This window comes from Pseudomonas sp. NFACC37-1, assembly GCF_900101575.1.
GTDB lineage: Bacteria > Pseudomonadota > Gammaproteobacteria > Pseudomonadales > Pseudomonadaceae > Aquipseudomonas > Aquipseudomonas fluorescens_AA.
In genome coordinates this window covers 1-19696 of the sequence record NZ_FMUZ01000035.1, presented here as the reverse complement: position 1 = coordinate 19696, position 19696 = coordinate 1, and the positions used below count along the sequence as shown (strand labels likewise).

15 protein-coding genes are annotated in these 19696 nt (G+C 62.5%); 8 read left to right on the top strand and 7 right to left on the bottom strand.

From position 1 onward, the window contains the following. Positions 1-34: 34 nt before the first annotated feature. The 3 genes from BLP82_RS25195 (at position 35) to BLP82_RS25185 (ending at position 5764) form a co-directional block, all read left to right on the top strand. The gene (locus tag BLP82_RS25195) at positions 35-1603 is read left to right on the top strand and encodes a sensor domain-containing diguanylate cyclase (protein WP_092174558.1); all 1569 of its coding nucleotides are present in this window, start codon (positions 35-37) and stop codon (positions 1601-1603) included. A 117-nt stretch (positions 1604-1720) separates the two neighbouring features. Next, positions 1721-3721: a peptidase U32 family protein gene (locus BLP82_RS25190; RefSeq protein WP_092174553.1), complete on the top strand. Its 2001-nt coding sequence runs from the start codon at positions 1721-1723 to the stop codon at positions 3719-3721. A 303-nt stretch (positions 3722-4024) separates the two neighbouring features. After that, a complete protein-coding gene (locus tag BLP82_RS25185; RefSeq protein ID WP_092174548.1) occupies positions 4025-5764 on the top strand; it encodes a dipeptidase in 1740 nt (579 codons plus the stop codon). A 144-nt stretch (positions 5765-5908) separates the two neighbouring features. Here the strand turns inward: BLP82_RS25185 and BLP82_RS25180 are convergent, their stop codons facing one another. Then, positions 5909-6136, bottom strand: coding sequence for a DUF3079 domain-containing protein (locus tag BLP82_RS25180; protein WP_060742110.1), 228 nt, complete (start codon positions 6134-6136; stop codon positions 5909-5911). Between the two features lie 203 nt (positions 6137-6339). Between BLP82_RS25180 and BLP82_RS25175 the strand changes: the two genes are divergently transcribed. From BLP82_RS25175 to BLP82_RS25160, 4 genes are read left to right on the top strand one after another with little or no spacing between them, the layout of a single operon-like run. Beyond that, entirely contained in the window at positions 6340-6870 is a 531-nt protein-coding gene (locus tag BLP82_RS25175; protein WP_092174544.1) for an iron transporter, read from the top strand. A 41-nt stretch (positions 6871-6911) separates the two neighbouring features. After that, on the top strand, positions 6912-7217 hold the full coding sequence (locus BLP82_RS25170; protein WP_371914152.1) for a cupredoxin domain-containing protein: 306 nt from the start codon (positions 6912-6914) through the stop codon (positions 7215-7217). Between the two features lie 22 nt (positions 7218-7239). Beyond that, positions 7240-8094 carry an FTR1 family iron permease gene (locus BLP82_RS25165; protein ID WP_092174535.1) on the top strand — a complete coding sequence of 285 codons (855 nt, stop codon included), beginning with the start codon at positions 7240-7242 and terminating at the stop codon, positions 8092-8094. Then, entirely contained in the window at positions 8082-9449 is a 1368-nt protein-coding gene (locus tag BLP82_RS25160) for a 4Fe-4S binding protein (RefSeq protein WP_092174531.1), read from the top strand. Before BLP82_RS25165 ends, BLP82_RS25160 begins: the two co-directional genes overlap by 13 nt. A gap of 182 nt (positions 9450-9631) precedes the next feature. Here BLP82_RS25160 and BLP82_RS25155 read toward each other — a convergent pair whose 3' ends face one another. The 6 genes from BLP82_RS25155 to BLP82_RS25130 form a co-directional block, all read right to left on the bottom strand. Then, complete coding sequence (locus tag BLP82_RS25155) at positions 9632-10327, bottom strand: anaerobic ribonucleoside-triphosphate reductase activating protein (protein WP_256576677.1); 696 nt, start codon at positions 10325-10327, stop codon at positions 9632-9634. Beyond that, positions 10324-10485, bottom strand: a complete 162-nt coding sequence (gene nrdD, locus BLP82_RS25150; RefSeq protein WP_092174522.1) for an anaerobic ribonucleoside-triphosphate reductase — start codon at positions 10483-10485, stop codon at positions 10324-10326. Before nrdD ends, BLP82_RS25155 begins: the two co-directional genes overlap by 4 nt. 31 nt (positions 10486-10516) lie before the next feature. After that, on the bottom strand, positions 10517-12532 hold the full coding sequence (locus BLP82_RS25145; RefSeq protein ID WP_092174517.1) for a ribonucleoside triphosphate reductase: 2016 nt from the start codon (positions 12530-12532) through the stop codon (positions 10517-10519). Positions 12533-12956: 424 nt separating this feature from the next. After that, complete coding sequence (locus tag BLP82_RS25140) at positions 12957-13568, bottom strand: aspartyl/asparaginyl beta-hydroxylase domain-containing protein (RefSeq protein ID WP_060742635.1); 612 nt, start codon at positions 13566-13568, stop codon at positions 12957-12959. Between the two features lie 155 nt (positions 13569-13723). Continuing rightward, positions 13724-15094, bottom strand: a complete 1371-nt coding sequence (locus tag BLP82_RS25135) for an MFS transporter (RefSeq protein ID WP_092174513.1) — start codon at positions 15092-15094, stop codon at positions 13724-13726. Next, positions 15091-16095 carry a cupin-like domain-containing protein gene (locus BLP82_RS25130; RefSeq protein ID WP_092174508.1) on the bottom strand — a complete coding sequence of 335 codons (1005 nt, stop codon included), beginning with the start codon at positions 16093-16095 and terminating at the stop codon, positions 15091-15093. The genes BLP82_RS25135 and BLP82_RS25130 overlap by 4 nt, the downstream gene beginning before the upstream one ends. Before the next feature lie 361 nt (positions 16096-16456). Between BLP82_RS25130 and BLP82_RS25125 the strand changes: the two genes are divergently transcribed. Further along, positions 16457-19696 (top strand): non-ribosomal peptide synthetase (locus tag BLP82_RS25125; protein WP_256576676.1); only part of this gene is annotated, 3240 nt, incomplete at its 3' end.

Below are 19696 nucleotides of genomic sequence, written 5' to 3'. Positions count from 1 at the left end.
AAAAGTGCAGACCCGTCATGGAAAGGATACGTCAATGCTCGGACGCAAGCAGCCGGAGCCCAAGATCGAAAGCCCGGATGAGGCCTTCTCTCCCCAGACCGCCCAGGCCGGAGCGGCGTTGCGGCTCACCGTAAGCTTCATGCTGGTGGTGGTTTTGGCCTTCCTGGCCGTCGAAGGCTGGCGGACGTGGCGCGACTATCGTGCCGCTTTTGCATCTGCCCGGGATTCAGTGACGAACCTGGCGCGGGCGACGGCCCAGCACGCTGAAGATACCATTCGACAAGTGGATGTGGTCACCGCCGCCCTCGCCGAACGGGTGGAGGGCGATGGCCTGCAGAACATGGACATCCCACGCATCCATAAGCTACTGGTGCAGCAGGCTGCCATCATGCCGCAACTGCACGGGTTGTTTATCTATGGCCCGGACGGCCAATGGCTGGTGACGGACAAGGAGGCGATCCCGGAAATGGCGAACAACGCCGACCGCGACTACTTCCAATACCACCGCACCCACGAGGATCAAGGCGTGCGCATCGGTGACGTCGTCAATAGCCGCTCCACCAACGACCTGATCATTCCCATTTCCCGCCGCCTGAACAACCCTGATGGCTCGTTTGCCGGCGTATTGCTGGGGACCGTGAAGGTCAGCTATTTCGTCGACTACTACGGCGACTTCAAAATCGATGGCAAAGGCGCGCTGGTCCTGGCCAAGCGCAGCGGAACGATCCTGGTCCGACGTCCCCTCGTCGCTTCGGTGATTGGCAAGAGCCTCGTCAACAGCGTGATTTTCAGGGAACATTTACCCACCTCCAACCAAGGGGTTGCCGAAGCCAAGGCCGTCGTCGACGACACCGAGCGCCTGTACGGCTACCGGGCCCTGACCACTTACCCCTTGGTGGTGGAAGCCGGCTTGTCCCGCGAATCGATCATCGCGCCCTGGCGCCGCGACCTGCTCAAGACCGGTCTGGTGCTGATTTTCCTGATCGCGATCCTGGTGGGCTTCGGGCTCATCGTGTTGAGCCAGCTGCGCTACCGCATGGCCATGGAGAAGCAGATTCGCAGCGCCCACCAGGCCATGCGCGACATGGCGCTGACCGACAGCCTGACCGGACTGGGCAACCGCAGGCGGCTGGACATTGCCCTGGCCGATGAGATCCGCCTGGCCAGGCGCCAGGGTTCGTCCCTGGCCCTGATCATGCTCGACGTCGATTACTTCAAGCGTTTCAACGACAGATACGGCCATGCCGCCGGGGACGATTGCCTGCGGGCGATTGCAGCCGCACTCAGGCAGACCATCAAACGGCCGGGCGACCTGGCGGTCCGCTACGGCGGTGAGGAGTTCACCGTGCTGCTGCCAAACACCGACAGCGCCGGCGCCACCAAGGTCGCGCAGCAAATCCTCGAAGCGGTCAGGGCCTTGAACATTGAACATGGCGACCATCCCTTGGGCATCGTGACCATCAGCGCGGGCATCACCACCTGCCAGCCGAGCGGCGAGGACGTCACCCCGGCCATGCTGATCAGGGCCGCCGATGCCTTCTTGTACCTGGCCAAGAACACCGGGCGAAACCGCTGGTGCAGCGCCGACTCGACGCCGGGGTGAACCCGCGGGAGTGCCGCGCATCGGTCAGAATCGTGCAAACCCAAGTCCACAGGTGCCGGCGAGGCGCCTGGCGGCTACAATGCGCGCTTCGACCGTGACCAGCCTGACTAAAAACAAATGTCCTTGCCCAAACATCATCTGGAATTGCTCAGCCCCGCCCGCGACGTGACCATCGCCCGCGAGGCCATCCTGCATGGCGCCGACGCCGTGTACATCGGTGGCCCGAGTTTCGGCGCGCGTCACAACGCCTGCAACGAGGTGGGCGATATTGCCCGGCTGGTGGAGTTCGCCCACCGCTACCACGCCCGTGTGTTCACCACCATCAACACCATCCTGCACGACAACGAACTGGAGCCGGCCCGCCAGCTGATCCACCAGTTGTACGACGCCGGCGTCGACGCGTTGATCGTCCAGGACCTGGGGGTCATGGAGCTGGATATCCCGCCCATCGAGTTGCACGCCAGCACCCAGACCGACATCCGCACCCTGGCCCGGGCAAAGTTTCTCGACCAGGCCGGTTTCTCGCAACTGGTCCTGGCCCGTGAGCTGAACCTGCAGGAAATCCGTGCCATCGCCGACGAGACCGAAGCGGCCATCGAGTTCTTCATCCACGGTGCGCTGTGCGTGGCCTTTTCCGGCCAGTGCAACATCTCCCACGCCCAGAACGGCCGCAGCGCCAACCGTGGCGACTGCTCCCAGGCCTGTCGCCTGCCCTACACCCTCAAGGATGACCAGGGTCGGGTGGTCGCCTATGAAAAACACCTGCTGTCGATGAAAGACAACAACCAGAGCGCCAACATCCGTGCCCTGGTCGAAGCCGGCGTACGTTCGTTCAAGATCGAAGGGCGCTACAAGGACATGGGCTATGTGAAGAACATCACCGCCTATTACCGCCAGCGCCTGGACGATGTCCTCGAAGACCGCCCGGACCTGGCCCGCGCGTCCAGCGGCCGTACCGCACACTTCTTCGTCCCCGACCCGGACAAGACCTTCCACCGTGGCAGCACCGACTATTTCGTCAGCGAGCGCAAGATCGACATCGGTGCCTTTGATTCGCCAACCTTTACCGGCGTGCCGGTGGGCGTGGTGGAAAAAGTCGGCAAGCGCGACCTGCAAGTGGTGACCTTCGATCCGCTGTCCAACGGCGACGGTCTCAACGTACTGGTCAAGCGCGAAGTCGTCGGTTTCCGCGCCAACATCGCCGAGCCCAAGGGCGAATTCGAAGAGGACGGCCAGAAGCGCTACCGCTACCGCGTCGAGCCCAACGAAATGCCGGCCGGCATGCACCAGCTGCGTCCCAACCACCCGTTGAGCCGCAACCTGGATCACAACTGGCAGCAAGCGTTGCTCAAGACCTCCTCGGAGCGCCGCGTCGGCCTGGCCTGGGTCGCGCGCCTGCGGGAAGAGCGCCTGGAGCTGACCGCCACCAGCGAGGAAGGCCTCAGCGCCAGCATCGTCCTGGACGGGCCGTTCGGCCTGGCCAACAAGCCGGAACAGGCCCTGGAGCAATTGCACGACCTGCTTGGCCAACTGGGCACCACCGAATACCACGCCACCGCCATCGAGCTGGATGCGCCCCAGGCGTTCTTCATCCCCAACTCGCAGCTCAAGGCCTTGCGCCGCGAAGCCATCGAGGCCCTGACCGCTGCTCGTGTGGCGGCTCATCCACGGGGTGGCCGCAAGGCCGAGACCAGCCCGCCGCCGGTGTACCCGGAGTCACACCTGTCGTTCCTGGCCAACGTCTACAACCAGAAGGCCCGGGACTTCTATCATCGCCATGGGGTCAAGCTGATCGATGCGGCGTTCGAGGCCCACGAGGAAACCGGCGAAGTGCCGGTGATGATCACCAAGCACTGCCTGCGCTTCTCGTTCAACCTCTGCCCCAAGCAGGCCAAGGGTGTCACCGGCGTGCGTACCAAGGTCGCGCCGATGCAACTGATACATGGCGATGAAGTGCTGACGCTGAAGTTCGACTGCAAACCCTGCGAGATGCATGTGGTCGGCAAGATCAAGGGGCACATCCTTGACCTGCCATTGCCCGGCAGCACGGCGCAGCCTGTGGTAGGTCATATCAGCCCTGAAGACCTGCTCAAGACAATTGCGCGCTCACCGCACTGAGTCCGCAAGGCCTGCTACCCGCGCAGATCCCTGTGGGAGCGGGCTTGCTCGCGAAGGCGGTGTGACAGTCGACATCAATGTAACTGACCCACCGCCTTCGCGAGCAAGCCCGCTCCCACACTGGATCTGCGGTGGAGGAATGGCCAAAATATCCCACCGCCACTTTTCATTTCTGCGCCGTTTTCGCTTTTCCGGGCGACAAATTCTGTTCAAGGGCTCCCCCGCCGCGGGTTCATGGTGTTAGGTTGTAAGTGATTGTTTCATCACACGACACTTCTCCCCTGCAAAGGAATGCCTGCCACCATGAACTTCCCGTTCAAGCGTCTTGCCGTTGCCACCCTCATACTCTCCAGCCTGTCGTCATTCGCGATGTCGGCCAACGCCAATATCACTGCACAACAAAGCGCGACCCTCGTCAAAACCTTCTCCGACACCTCCGTCACCGATTTCCGGCAGTTCCTCGCAGAAGTAGCCAAAAGCGACCTCGCCAAGACCGCGAACCTCGGCCCGGCCATCAGCGCCTTCCAGGACAACAAAACCCTGTCGGCTGACCAACAGAACGAAATCCATCGCCTGCTGGGCCTCTACGCCCGTGTGAAGTACGGCACAGCCGCCACCGAGACGCTGAAGGAACTGGTCGCCATCCCGACCTTTCGCAAGGACGGTGTAGCCCAGCACGAGAACCCGGAATTCCTCAAGATCGCCGACAAGATCAAAAGCCTGGCCGAAGCGTTCAAGCTGAACTTCCGCAACATCGACAACCGCGTCTATGAGATTTCCCTCGAAGGCAGCGGTGACGAAGTCGTCGGTATCCATGCCCATGCCGACGTGGTGCCGGTCACGCCGCAAAACTGGGTGTTGAAAGATGGCACCCGCCTCGATCCGTTCAAGGTCACCCTGGTGGGCGACCGCATGTATGGCCGGGGCACCGAAGATGACAAGAACGGCATCGTCGTGGCGCTCTACGCCATGAAGGTCATCAAGGAAGAAAAACTGCCACTGGCGCGCAACTTCAAGCTGCTGGTCGACACCACCGAAGAAACCACCGGCGACGCCATTCCCTATTATTTCGAGCGCAACCCGACGCCCAACTACAACCTGGCGCTGGATGGCGGCTACCCGGTGGTGATTGCCGAGAAAGGCTACGGCACCGTCATGGCGAACTTCGCCCGGCGTACCGCACAGGGCAAGGGCGCGCAAATCACCGCATTGACCGGCGGCCTGGCGACCAATCAGATCCCGTCGACGTCCGTGGCCACCTTTGCCACCGACAAGCCTGCCGAACTGGCCGCCGATCTGCTCAAGGCCGCTACCGAGTATGCCAAGCGCAACGGCGGCAATTTCGAAGTGGGCACCCAGGTCGTCGGCAAGGACGTGGAACTGACCTTCACCGGCGTATCCGCCCACTCCTCCGAGCCCGAGTCAGGCGTCAACCCGGTCGCGCGGATGCTGGACTTCATCAATGGCCTGGACGGCAAGGTCGCGCTCAAACACAACCACATCACCGACGCCGCCCGCTACGCCGCCGACAACTGGGGCCTGGACTATCTGGGCAACAAACTGGGGATTGGCTTTTCCGATGCCTTCATGGGCCCGCTGACCGCGTCCCTGACGTTCGTCGGGATGGATGAGAAGACCTTCAAACTGGCGGTGAACCTGCGGGTGCCGGTCGGCAAGACCACGCAAGCCCTCAAGACTGACATTGCCGACAAACTGGCCGCCTGGAGCAAGAAGTCCCAGGTCGCGGTGGCCTTCGACTATTCCATCGACGAGCCGATGTACCGCAACCCCGAGGGTGAATGGGTCAAGGCGCTGTTGGCCGTGGCCAGTGAGAACCTGGGCATGGAACACAAATACGGCACCTCCGCCGGCGCCACGTCGGTCCATGACCTGCCCAACGGCGTGCAATTCGGCCTGGCGATGCCCGACGTCAAATACACCGGCCACAACGACAACGAGTTCAAGACGGTGGAGCAGTTCCTGTTGGACTTGCAGATCGTGACCGAGATGATGGGGCGGATCGGGCAGTTGCCGAAGTTGTAAATATCCCTGCTCGGGAAAGCCAGTGAGGTTTGCCGGTTCTAATGTGGCGAGGGGATTTATCCCCGCTCGGTTGCGCAGCAACCGCAAAATCGTGGGACTGCTGCGCAGTCCAGCGGGGATAAATCCCCTCGCCACAGGGTTGCTTCATTCCTTCATGTGAGTGGCGCTTGGATCGATGACCTTGGCGGTAATGTCGACCAGTTCCAGCCCCCAATCCCCATGCAGGTACCAATCGTCCCCAATCATCTCGGCCGGGTGCATGGTTCGATCGGCACCGTTGCCACAGGCCAACGCAGTGGTCGGACAGTAACGATCACAACCCCAGCAAATGCGCTCGGGATGTTTGGGACTGATGGGAAAAGGCTTTGCCATGGCGACCCCGCATAACAGATGGGTGTGCCCGTACCCTACCCCGTCGGGACAGCGCCACCCTTGATCCCGATCAAGAACAGCCGCGCGAGAGCAACAGATGCTCCCCGAGCAAAATTTCGCACTGAAAATTGACAAGAATCATTATTATTCGCAGCTAAGCTTCCTAGACTCGGCGCCATCATTTAGCTAGCCAGGAAGTCATCATGCGCCCCGTTGCTCCGTTGTCCCTCACCCTGCTGTTGCTCGCACCGCTGGCCCAAGCCAAGGAATACCCCATCGGCGAACCGCAACTGTGCCCGGGGCTGGAAGTCGGTGCGGTGTACCTGCAACCGATCGAAATGGCCCCCACCGGCATGATGCGCGCCACCGCAGATTCGGATGTGCACCTGGAAGCTGACATCCGCGCCACGGCGGACAACCAGCAAGGCTTTCAGGAAGGCAGTTTCGTACCCTATCTCAACGTGTCGTTCCAGCTGAAGAAACAAGGCAACGACACCGAGCTCAAGGGCGACTTCCACGCCATGGTCGCCAATGACGGGCCGCACTACGGTGACAACGTCAAGCTGCTCGGCCCTGGCAAATACCAATTGACCTTCACCGTCCTGCCACCGGCTGACCACGCGTCCCTCGGTCGTCATACCGACAAGGAAACCGGCGTGGCGCCGTGGTTCGAACGTTGCGAGCTGCATTACGAATTCGTTTACGCCGGGATCGGTAAAAAAGGCGGGTACTGAGCATGAGCCGCCGATCCTGGCCGTCATGCCTGGCCTGGCTGATGCTGACCGTTCTGCTGCTGCCGTCGCTCGCCCAGGCCGAACTGCCCACCTATGAGTTGAGCATGCGCGACGGGCATTTCACGCCGCCGCAGCTGGAAGTGCCGGCCGGGAAACGCTTCAAGATCGTGCTGAAGAATGTCGGCCAGGGCCCGGCGGAATTCGAAAGCACGCCATTGCGCGTCGAAAAAGTGCTCTCGCCCGGCGTCACGACCTTCGTGGTCATCCATCCGCTGCGCCCCGGGCACTATCCGTTTTTCGATGAATTCAACCCGCAACTGCCCGAGGGCGGGATTCTCGCCCAATGATCGTCCAGAAGGAGGCGTTTGCATGACTCAATCGATGTTTATTGTCTGGCGCGAAAGCGTCGAGGCGTTGTTGGTGATCGGTATCCTCCAGGCCTGGGTCAGCCGGCAACAACAGGCCAGCCATCTGTTGCGGTACCTATGGAGCGGCGCACTCCTGGGCTTGCTGTTGTCGGGCGTGCTGGCGGGTTTGATCCTGCTGGCCGGCGAAGCCATGAGTGGTAGCGCCAATGAATGGTTCCAGGCTTCGTTGGCGTTGATCGCGAGTCTGTTGATCGTGCAAATGGTCGGCTGGATGCACCGCAACGCGGGGACACTGAAACAGGTCCTGTCGCGCCAAGCCGACCAGCGCCTGAGCCGTCAGGGTGGCCTGGGCCTGATGGTGCTGGCATTGCTGGCGGTCAGCCGCGAAGGCAGTGAAACCGTGGTCTTCCTGTACGGCGCCGGAGCCCGTTTGCAAGGGCCGTCACTGGGCCTGTTCGCCGTGGGTGCAGTCGCTGGCCTGGTGCTGGCGCTGTTGAGCGTTTCCTTGCTCCACGGCAGTCGTCGGTTCATCTCCTGGCCGCGTTTCTTCGCCATCAGCGAAGCGATCCTGCTGCTGTTGGGTGCGGCGTTGCTGGTCAGCGGCATCGAGCGGATCGGCGGGCAATTGCTCGCGATGGATTGGCCCGAGCCGGTGTACCGTGGCATTGGCGATGCACTGTGGAACAGTAGCGCGATACTGGACGACGGCCATGGCCTGGGCGGATTCCTCGCCGACTTCGCCGGGTATCGCGCCAGTCCCAGCGCGCTGACCTTGCTGGTATGGCTTGGCTATTGGCTGGCCGTCGCAGGATGGTTGCGGACACCCAAGGCGCAAAACCTGCCATGCCCCACCTGAACCCCTGGCTCCAGCGCCTGGGCGACGGCATGCGGCGCCACGGCGCGACCATTCGTGCCGTGCAATGGGCGGTGGTGCTGTTCTACGCGGTGCTGCTGATGATACCCGCCCTATTACCATTGCCCAGCAGTCAGGCGCACCTGTTCGACAACCTCACGCTGCTGGCGCAGTTTTTGTTCTGGGGCCTGTGGTGGCCGTTCGTATTGCTCTCGATCGTGCTGTTCGGTCGGCTCTGGTGCGGCGTGCTGTGCCCCGAAGGCGCCTTGAGTGAATGGGCCAGTCGCTACGGCAAAGGCCTGGGTGTGCCGAGAAGCGTGCGCTGGGCCGGCTGGCCGACCCTGGCGTTCTGCCTGACGACGATGTATGGCCAGCTCATCAGCGTCTACGACTATGCCCAGGCGGCGCTGCTGATCCTGGGTGGCTCGACCGTCGCGGCGGTGATCGTTGGCCTGCTGTTCGCCCGTGGCAAGCGAGTGTGGTGCCGTTATCTGTGCCCGGTCAGTGGCGTCTTCGCCCTCCTCGCCCGCCTGGCACCGATGCACTTTCAAGTAGACGAACAACGCTGGCTGGAAAACCCTGCGCCGCGTCGCCCCGCACCCAACTGCGCGCCCTTGCTGGACATCCGCCGAATGCGCGGTGCCACCGATTGCCACGCCTGTGGTCGCTGCAGCGGTCAGCGCGATGCGGTGCGCCTGATCGCCCGCTCCAGCAACCAGGAAATCCTTCAGTCAACGCCCACCACGCTCTCGCCCTGGGATGTGCGCTTGCTGTTGTTCGGCGTCATCGGCCTGGCCATGGGGGCCTTTCAATGGACCGTCAGCCCCTGGTTCATCGCCCTGAAGCAGGCACTGGCGCAATGGCTGGTGGCACACGACCTGTTATGGGCGCTGCAAGACAACGCGCCCTGGTGGTTGCTGACGCACTACCCGCAACTCAACGACAGCTTCAGCTGGCTCGATGGCTTTTGCATCGTCGGCTATCTGGGCACGAGTGCCCTGTTGCTGGGGACTTTGCTGATGCTGCTGATGCGCCTGGCAGCACGACTCGCGGGCAATCCCGCAGAATATTTGCCCCTGGCCCTCACCCTGACACCCCTTGGCGGTGCCGGTCTGTTCCTCGGTCTATCGGCCACCACCGTCAAGTTGCTGCGCTATGAAGGGCTATTGCTGGAATGGGTGCAGCCGGCTCGAGCCGGGTTGTTGGTGGCGGCGATGGCCTGGAGCCTGTGGCTGGGTTGGAAGCGCCTGGAGCAGATGGAGGCATCGCCCGTTCAGCGACTGCCCGCCATGGCCTGCCTGATAGTGGCCAGCGGTTGGGTGGGGTATGGTTGGTGGTTGCAGTTTTGGGGGTGGTGACACACTAAATACTGTGGGAGCGGGTGCTCTCAACATCTGGGCTCAACACAAAATCCTTGTGGGAGCGGGCTTGCTCGCGAAGGCGTTGGTACATCCAACATCATCGCAAGCTGACCCACCGCTTTCGCGAGCAAGCCCGCTCCCACAGGGGGTGGCGGGCAATCACTCAACCCAGCGTGCGTTCAACTGCGTAATACAAACGAGGGAAACAACTCGCGCATGGCGGCCCATAATTCGGGCTGCAAGGCCTGCGCCGAGACACTGGAAAGATGCGGATCGAGCATCCGCGCGGTGCGCACCAGTTGCACAGCAAACCGGGTGACACCGCGCTCGCTCAGGCGTCGGGCCAGGGTCAGCAACCGCTCCGGGTCGAACAGATGCCAGTGCACCGTCGTGCGACATTCATAATCAACGCCGCTGTCCAGCAGGTGGTCGAGGCTGCGCCAGTTGGCGGTGCCGCTGCCTTCGACCCGGGTCACGTCCAGGGCATCTTCGGGCAAGGCCTTGATGTCGAAGCCGACCCAGTCGGCCAGGCCGACCACTTTGGCGAAGGCCGCCGGTTTGATACCGGCGCTGTGCAGGCCGATGCGAAACCCCATTTGCCGCACATCCTCCATCGCTGGCGCCAGGCCGTCCTGCAAGGTCGGCTCACCGCCGCTGAACACCACGGCGTCGAGCAGGTCCTGACGGCGTTGCAGGAACGCCAACACCCGGCACCACTCCACCTCCTCACTGCCGCGCGGCGGGATCAGTTGCGGGTTGTGGCAATAACGACACCGCCAGGCACATCCCTGGCAAAACAGCACACAGGCCAGTTGGCCCGGATAATCGAGGGTGGTCAGGGGCACCATGCCCCCGACCCGTAGCACTCGACTCATGGACGCCCGGCCGCACGTTCGGTGAAGTGCACCCGCTCACGATGCTCGGATTGCTTACCGGGGTTGAAGGCCGCCACCGGGCGGTGATATCCCATCACCCGGGTCCAGACTTCGCAACGTTGACGCTGTGCGGGTGGAAGGCTTTGTGATGCATTCATGGGTGAAGCTCCTTGCAGTCGATGGATCGGATCAGTGAACGCTGCCTGCCAACTGCTGTTGCAGCAGCAAGGCCTCGTCGCATTTGGGGCAAAACTCGTGTTCGCCGGCCAGGTAGCCGTGCACCGGGCAGATGGAAAAGGTCGGTGTGATGGTCAGGTACGGCAGGCGAAAACGGCCCAGGGCCTTGCGCACCAGTTGCTTGCAGGCCTGGGTCGAGGAAATCTGCTCGGCCATGTACAGGTGCAACACGGTGCCGCCGGTGTATTTGCATTGCAGTTCATCCTGCAACTCCAGGGCTTCGAATGGATCGTCGGTGAACCCCACCGGCAGTTGCGAAGAGTTGGTGTAGTACGGCGCGACCGGGCTGCCAGCCTGTAGGATATCCGGGTAGCGCTTGAGGTCTTCCTTGGCGAAGCGGTACGTGGTGCCTTCGGCGGGTGTGGCTTCGAGGTTGTAGAGGTGGCCGGTTTCCTCCTGGAAACGCAGCAACGTGGCCCGCACGTGATCCAGCAGTTTCAAAGCGAATGCCCGGCCCTGCTCGGTGTGCAGGCCTTGCTGGTCATCGGTGAAATTGCGCAGCATTTCATGCAGGCCGTTCACGCCAATGGTGGAGAAGTGATTGCGCAACGTGCCGAGGTAGCGCTTGGTGTAGGGGTACAAACCGGCGTCCATGTGATGCTGGATGACCTTGCGCTTGACCTCCAGGCTCTCTTTCGCCAGTTCCATCAGGGTATCGATGCGTTGCAGTAGCCCGCTGGTGTTGCCTTTGTACAGGTAGCCCAGGCGCGCGCAGTTGATCGTCACCACGCCCAGGGAACCGGTCTGTTCCGCCGAACCGAACAGGCCGCCGCCGCGCTTGAGCAGCTCGCGCACGTCCAGTTGCAGGCGGCAGCACATCGACCGCACTTGGTTGGGTTGCATGTCCGAGTTGAGGAAGTTCTGGAAATACGGCAAGCCGTAGCAGGCGGTCATTTCGAAAAGCCGGTCGGCGTTCTCGCTGTCCCACGGGAAGTCATGGGTGATGTTGTAGGTCGGGATCGGGAACGTGAAGACCCGGCCTTTCGCATCGCCGGCCTGCATCACCTCGATGTAGGCGCGGTTGATCAGTTCCATTTCCGCTTGCAGGTCACCGTAGGCGAACGGCATTTCTTCACCGCCGATCACCGGGATCTGTTCGCGCAGGTCCTGGGGGCAGACCCAGTCGAACGTCAGGTTGGTGAACGGGGTTTGCGTGCCCCAGCGCGACGGCACGTTGAGGTTGTAGATGAACTCCTGCAACGACTGGCGAACCTGGTCGTAGCTGAGCCGGTCCTTGCGCACATAGGGCGCCAGGTAGGTATCGAACGAGCTGAACGCCTGGGCGCCGGCCCATTCGTTTTGCAGGGTGCCGAGGAAATTCACCATCTGTCCCAGGGCGCTGCTCAAGTGCTTGGGCGGCCCGGCCTCTACCCGCCCTGGCACGCCGTTGAGGCCTTCGTGCAAGAGGGTGCGCAAGGACCAGCCGGCACAATAGCCGGCGAGCATGTCCAGGTCGTGGATATGCAGGTCCGCCTCGCGGTGCGCCTCGCCGATGGCCTGGCTGTAGACTTCGTCGAGCCAGTAATTGGCGGTGACCTTGCCCGATACATTGAGGATCAGGCCGCCGAGGGAATAGCCCTGGTTGGCGTTGGCCTGCACACGCCAGTCTTCGCGATCCAGGTATTCGTTCATCGAAGTGGCGACTTCCACCAGCGTACGACGATCCCGACGCAGGCGTCCGTGTTGCTCGCGATAGACGATGTAGGCGCGCATGGACAGGAAATACCCGGCGTCCATCAGAACCCGCTCGACGCGGTCCTGGATCTGCTCGACGCTCAACCGCGTCTGCCCTTCCAGCCGCGCCAATACCGCCTCGAGCAACCCTTTGGCCTCGGCTTCGGCGTACTCACCGGTGGCCTTGCCGGCGGCGATCAGCGCCTGGCGGATCTTGTCCGCATCAAAGGCGACCACACTGCCATCGCGCTTGTGCAAGCGGTTACACCCTACTGAGATCAACGTGCTCTGCATTTTGGCTCCAGACACTACATATAGGCTTTTTAATTTGTGAAAACACAATATGCAGTGGAGAGTACGGCCAAATGATCGAGTTGCAATTGATCGATATCAAGAATCGTGGGCGGCGACCAACCTGCCTGGAAGGGAGCAATGGGCCTCGCACAAGGGGATTGGAGTATGGCTGGAAGAATCAGGTTGGCTGGCAGGCCGCCTTCGCGAGCAAGCTCGCTCCACCTGGGTTCTTGGAGCCCCATAGATTTTGCATCCGCCCACAATCCCTTGTGGGAGTTGAGCTTGCTCGCGATAGCGGTGGGTCAGCTTGCATCGGGATTGAATGTGCCAACGTCATCGCGAGCAAGCTCAGCTCCCACACGAGTACTTGGGTGCCCAATGATTCAACGTCCGCCCACAATCTTTCCGGTGACAGGGTTCCACATCAAGCCACCATGTGCTTCTCACGATGAAACTCAAGGTACAGCACAGTCCGGTGAGCCCTGGACGCATTGACCGCAAAGTGGTCCAAGGATCCATCGAAAATCACCAGATTACCGTTGGTGCTCTGGTTGAAGCTGCCATTGACATTAAGGTAGGCATAGTTCTGCGTGGTAGGCGCGTCGATGGTCAATTGCATGTGCAGCAGACCTTCTTCCCAAGTGCCGGTATGAGAATGCGTACCGAGGAACACGTTGGGTTCCATGCGCAACAAGGCGCAAAGCTTGATGCCGGGAATCTTGCTCAGCAGCTCGATGGTCCCGGGCATGGCGTCGCGGGCGTAGGGGATCGGGGTGTCGTAGGCCACCAGGCCGTACTGGGTCCACTCCGGCATGATATCCATGTCGTCGCCCCATCCCCAGAGCCAGCCATACTCTCCCCCAGCCGCCATGTGAGCGTCGATCTCCTCGACGATCTCGGCGATCTGCTTGCCCACGCGGTTGATCGTCAGGGTTGGCGCATCGAGGGCCAGAAATTCCTCGCGGATCACTTCCCAGTTGTCGGCCAGGTTCTTCAGTTGCGGAAAACGGCTGGGGTCATAAAACGACGGGCGCATAGGTACTCCTTTTATTGAGGTTGTCGATTCCGCTGGCGATGCCAGATAGTCCTGTCCGCCGGGTGAAAGAGGCGCGGCAGGAGAGCCTGCCAAGGTTGACCCACCGGGCTTGGCCTGTCTGTCACGGGAATCAGGTACACCGGGGCCGACCGGCATTACAGGGGCTCGACCTGGGGTGTTTCGATCATCCGCGCCCCCGCCGCCGGCGCCGGGGGCTCGTCCAGTCGACGCATCGGTCCATACAGCAAGACGCTCAATGGCAGGAACGCGAACAACCCGCCGGCCACCACGAACAGCAACCCCACTCCACGCCCCGGCCCCACGCCCAGCCAACGTCCGATCGAGTCGGCATAAAGACCGCCGGGCATCAGCGCTGGCTGGAACCAGTGGTCCACCAGGAAACCGCCGACGATCACCGCCAGGCTGGTGGTGGCGATGGTCAACATGCTGATCAATGCAAACACGCTGGCACGGCTGCCAGCGGGGATCCTGCGCATCCACAGCGAGTTCACGCTGGCGTCGGCGATGCTCGCCATGGTGATCGCGACAAAGGCCAGTGCGCAGTAGGCGAAGGTCTGCGAGACCAGCCCCAAGGCGACGACACAGCCCGCCAACAACAGATCGGCCACCGCCACCAGCGCCATCAACCGACGTGGATTGCCCATCGAGATCAGCAGCCCCGCGCCCGCCAGCCCACCCAGGGCCGCCCAGGTGTAGGCCATGCCCAAGGCCTGGCTGCCCAGGGTCGACAGCAGCAACGGCGTCATCATCAGGGTGGCCAGTGACAGCAGCGCCGTGCGCATCATGGTGTAGACCAGCAGGCCGGCCATCAGCCGCTCGGCGACAAAGAACTTCAGCGCCGCGGCGACATTTCCCAGCGCCCCGCCAAACACCGTGCCTTTGGGCCCGCCGTCCTGACGACCCGGCGCCCCTCGCACATGGGAGAACGCCTTGATCACCAGCAAGGTGCCGGAGCAGAAGGTCAGCAGGTCCACCGCCAGGATCGTCACCAACCCGGCACTGGCCATGATCGCCCCCGCCAACAACGGTGCCACCAGGGCCGACGCGTTCTTGCTGATACTGATCAATCCCGAGGCCCGGGTGAACTTGTCAGGGGCGACAATCGTACTGACAGCGGCCTGATAGGCCGGTTTGCGAAAGGCGCCGACAATCGACGCCAGACAATTGAAAATGTACAGGTGCAACGGCTCCAGGCGTTCGAACCAGAGCAGCGCCATGACCCCAAGGAGCAGCACCGCCAGGGTCACATCGCAACAGACAATGATCACCCGGTGGCTGATCCGGTCGGCCAGCCCACCCGCCAAGGGCAAGAACAACACCGCCGGCAATGTCGCCGCCAGTACCACGTTGGCGAAGGCCACCGCCGAGCCGGTATGGTTGTACACCCAGACACCCAGGGCGAATTCCATCAGCGCCGTGCCCACCACCGCCAGCGACTCGCCGCACCAGAGGAAATAGAAACCGCGCCCCAGGTCAAAACCCCGGCGGCCGCTCCCCACGCTCATGGGCGCACATCGCGAGGCGTGACCACACCGATCAACGTGTCCAGCAGACGATAGGCCAGGGAATAAAGCACCGCGCCCAATATCAACGGCGCAAAACGGGAAAACAGATAGGTCCGCAACACCCGCCTGGCGATGGGCGAACTGATGTTGCCGCTGACGTGCAAGGGCGTCGGGAACGTCGCCGCGACGGTTGCGCCGAATTCATCGTCCATCGATTGCACGGCGTGCCACCAGTAGACCGGGATGTACAGCGCATCCCCCGGCTCCACCACCGTGCGCAGCGCTCGCAATGCTTGAGTGCCAGGGAAGCGCCCGGTGTCGATGTCGTACAGGTAGCCCGCCTCTTCGATCACCGGGCGCAAGGCCCGCCAGCTGGTTTCGTCCGGCGGTAACAGCAACACTTCCTTGGCACCGACGACCTGGGCCATGAACGTTTCATCGACGACATGGAAGTGCCAATCGGTATAGGAGTTGCGGTACAGGAAACTGCGATGGGGCGGGTAGTGCCGGGACTTGCCCAACTGCGGCATGAAAGGCAACCCACCGACATCCTCCTTCATCGGCTCGATGGCCGAGCCTTCGGAGAACCGGCAGCTGTCGGCCACCAACGGCGAATCACCCACGTTCAGGTCGTCGAGAAACTGGTGGAACGGCATTTCCCGATAGACCGTGTTGGCATACTCGGTCAGCTCGGCCTTGACCTTCGGGTTGGACCAACCGATGACCTCGGAAACGATCTGCGAGCGCACCACCACCGCACTGTTGCGCGAGTGCGCCTTGAGGTAGTCCAGGCGTTGCCATTTCTGGAAAGCCGGCCAATGCCGTACCGCATTCTTGACCAGGCAGGGACGGTTGCGGTTGACGTAGCGGCGGGTGAAATCCTCTTTGGAAATCGCCAGCGCATCGATCACGTCGACCGCGCCTGCCTGTGGGTGATTGGGAAAGCGGGACAAGCTCCAGAACTTCGTCGCTGGGCGGTCCGATTCGGCGGTTAATGGCATGTTCGACCCTCGCAAGCACACTCAGGGCCGTTGGTATAACAGACTCGCGCGACCACGCCCAAGCGCCGCAAAGCCACGTTCCGCGCCGTTGTCCCTGCTTCCCATGACAGACATCCCAAGGCGGATGCTCTAATTTTTTCTCACTTTGTGAAGGGATATCAGGCGCAGCCGAACGGCAGGACGGGACCCTCGACGGCTCGCAACGCAGCCCTCGCCGCCCCGTCGTCCCCAGCGCTTTGCACCGCCCCCGATGTCCTTCTCCACGGCTATTGATTCCGCCGACTGGCAGTCGTCCAGGCCTTCACCACTGCCATTCGAACGGAGACAAACCTCAATCGATTCTGCAAGCAGGTGCTCCGAAATGGATTCGTCGACCGATATGTTGCCTACCCAAGACTCCGCGTCCCACGAGCTGGCGTCCGTCCAGCAGGGCATCTGGCTGGATCAGCTCGCACACCCGGACCTGCCCTACTACAACATCGGCATGTCCTTGGAGATCAAGGGCCAGATCGACATTGCATTGTTCGAGAAAGCCATCGAGCTGGTCGCCAACCGGCACGACACCCTGCGCCTGAGCTTCAGTCATGAAGGCGGCACCGGCCGCCAGCGCGTGCTGCCCGAGGTCAAGGTAAACATGGAGGTAGTGGAGTTCTCCGAGGCCGACGCCGAGGCCGGCCTGGCCATGGACTACCTGCGCAATGCCTTTCGGCAGCCCTTCGAATCCTTGACGGGCCGACTCTGGGAGGCACGCATGGTCCGCTGCGGCCCGAACCGCCATTACTGGCTCGCCCGCTACCACCACCTGGTCACCGACGGCATTGGCGTAGCCCTGATCGGCCATGCCGTGGGGACGGCCTACAATGCCCTGCTGGCCGGCAACGATGAAGTCGCCCAAGGGCACTCCTACCTGTCGTTCCTGGAGGATGACCGGGCCTACCTGGCCTCGTCCCGCTATGAGCGCGACCGCCAGTTCTGGCAGGAAACCTACGCACAGATGCCGCCGTCGCTGCTGCAGCGCCGGGCCGATTTCAAGACAGGCCAGGCCAATGAGCTGGCCCCCAGTGCCCAGGTCCAGGCGATGCTGCCCCGGGCGCTGTACAACGCGTTGACGCAATTTTCCAGCGAACGCAGCTTGTCGGTCGCCCATGTGCTGATCAGCGTGGTCGCCACCTATTTCTGCCGCACCGTGGGCGTCGATGAAATCGTCATCGGCATGCCCGTGCATAACCGCACCACTGCCCGGGCGAAAGAAACCGCGGGCATGTTTTCCTCGGTCAGTCCGATCCGCCTGCCCGTCGACTTCGACGCCTCGCTGCTGGACTTGATGCACGCCGCTGGCGGGCAACTGCGCCGCTGCTACCGCCATCAGCGCTTCCCCATCGCCGAACTCAACCGCACCCTGCGCCTGGCACAGACCGGGCGTCGACAGCTGTTCGACGTGTCACTGTCGTTCGAAAGCCTGGACGGCGACGATCAGTTCGGCGGCACCTCGTCCACGGTCATCACCATGGACAACGGCTACGAGCAGACGCCCATGGCGATCTTCGTGCGCGATTATCATCCGTTCGAAGACGTCCACCTGGACTTCAACTTCAACACCGCCTACTTCAGCCTGGAAGAAGCCCGGCACCTGCAACAACGCATCGTCTCGATGCTCGAGGCAGTGCTGGAGCAGCATGCAACGCCCGTGGGGCAGTACCCGCTCATGAGCCAGGTCGAGCGGCAACGCGTGCAAGTCGAATTCAACGCCACGGCCCGCGACTATCCGCAGGATGTGTTGATCCATCAATTGTTCGAACAGCAAGCCCGGCAGCGTCCGCACGCCTGTGCCGTGCGCGGCGATACCGGGCCGTTGCTCAGCTATGAACAACTCAACCGCCAGGCCAATCGGTTGGCCCATCGCCTGATCGAGCTGGGCGTGAAACCGGATGACCGAGTGGCCGTGAGCCTGAGGCGGGGACCGGACATGGTCGTCGCCCTGCTGGGGGTTCTCAAGGCCGGGGCGGCCTACGTGCCCATCGACCCGGACCTGCCGAATGCTCGCCAGGCATTCATGCTCGACGACAGCAGCCCTCGGGCCATACTGACCAGCCAGGCGTTGCAAGGCCTGCTGCCAGCCTCGAGTGCGCCGCTGCTGGCCCTCGATGATCATGCACAACTGGCCGCTCAACCCGAACACAACCCGGACCCGCAAGTCCTCGGCCTGAGCCCCACTCACTTGGCCTACGTGCTCTACACCTCCGGCTCCACCGGTACCCCCAAGGGGGTGATGAATGAACACCTCGGCGTGGTCAACCGACTGTTGTGGGCCCGGGATGAATACGGCGTCGATGCCACCGACCGCGTGCTGCAAAAGACCCCGTTCGGTTTCGATGTGTCGGTCTGGGAATTCTTCCTGCCGCTGCTGGCCGGGGCCGAACTGGTCATGGCGCGCCCGGGCGGCCATCAGGAACCGGACTACCTGGCCCGGCTGATGCGCCAGGCCAGCGTCACGATGTTGCACTTCGTGCCGTCGATGCTCGACCTGTTCCTCGAACACCATGACGGGCAGGCATTCCCTGACCTGCGACGCGTGTTGTGCAGCGGCGAAGCCCTGCCCCGCAGCCTGCAAAGGCGTTTCGAACGGCAGCTGCCAGAGATCGAACTGCATAACCTCTATGGCCCGACCGAAGCGGCCATCGACGTGACGGCCTGGCAGTGCCGCGCCAGTGATCCTGGCGAAAGCGTGCCCATCGGCCGGCCGATCGCCAATATCCAGATGTACGTGCTCGATGGCCGTGGCGCACCACAACCGCTGGGTGTTGCCGGGGAAATCCACATTGGTGGTATCGGCGTGGCAAGGGGTTACCTGAACCAACCGCAATTGAGCGCCGAGCGCTTTATCGCCGATCCGTTCAGCACCGAGCCGAACGCGCGTCTGTACAAGACCGGCGACCTCGGCCGCTGGCTCGCCAATGGTGCCCTGGAGTACTTGGGCCGCAACGACTTCCAAGTGAAGATCCGTGGTTTGCGCATCGAAATCGGTGAAGTCGAAGCGGCCCTGGCGTTGTGCCCGGGTGTCCGTGAAGTGGTGGTCATTGCCCGGGAAGACCACCCCGGGCAGTCGGAAAGCAAGCGCCTGGTCGCCTACGTCTGCGGCGAGCCGATCCCGGCCGAACAACTGCGCAGCACCTTGCTCAAGCACCTGCCCGAATACATGGTGCCCAGCGCCTTCGTCCACCTCGATGCCCTGCCCCTGACCGCCAACGGCAAGCTCGACCGCCGCGCCCTGCCGGCCCCCGGCCTGGAAGCCCTGGCCAGCAAAACCTACGAGGCGCCCCAGGGCGACACTGAAATCGCCCTCGCCGAGATCTGGAAAGACCTGCTGCAACTGGATCGGGTCGGCCGTCACGACGGCTTCCTCGAACTCGGCGGCCATTCCCTGCTGACTGTGCAGTTGCAGGCCCGCCTGCACCAGGACCTCGGTGTCGAGATCGACCTGCGCACCCTCTTCGCCCAGACCTCGCTGAGCGAACTGGCCCAGCGGGTGGAACAGGCCGGTCACTCCCACGTCCAGCCCATCGACGTGGTGTCCCGCGAGCAAGCGTTGCCGCTGTCCCTG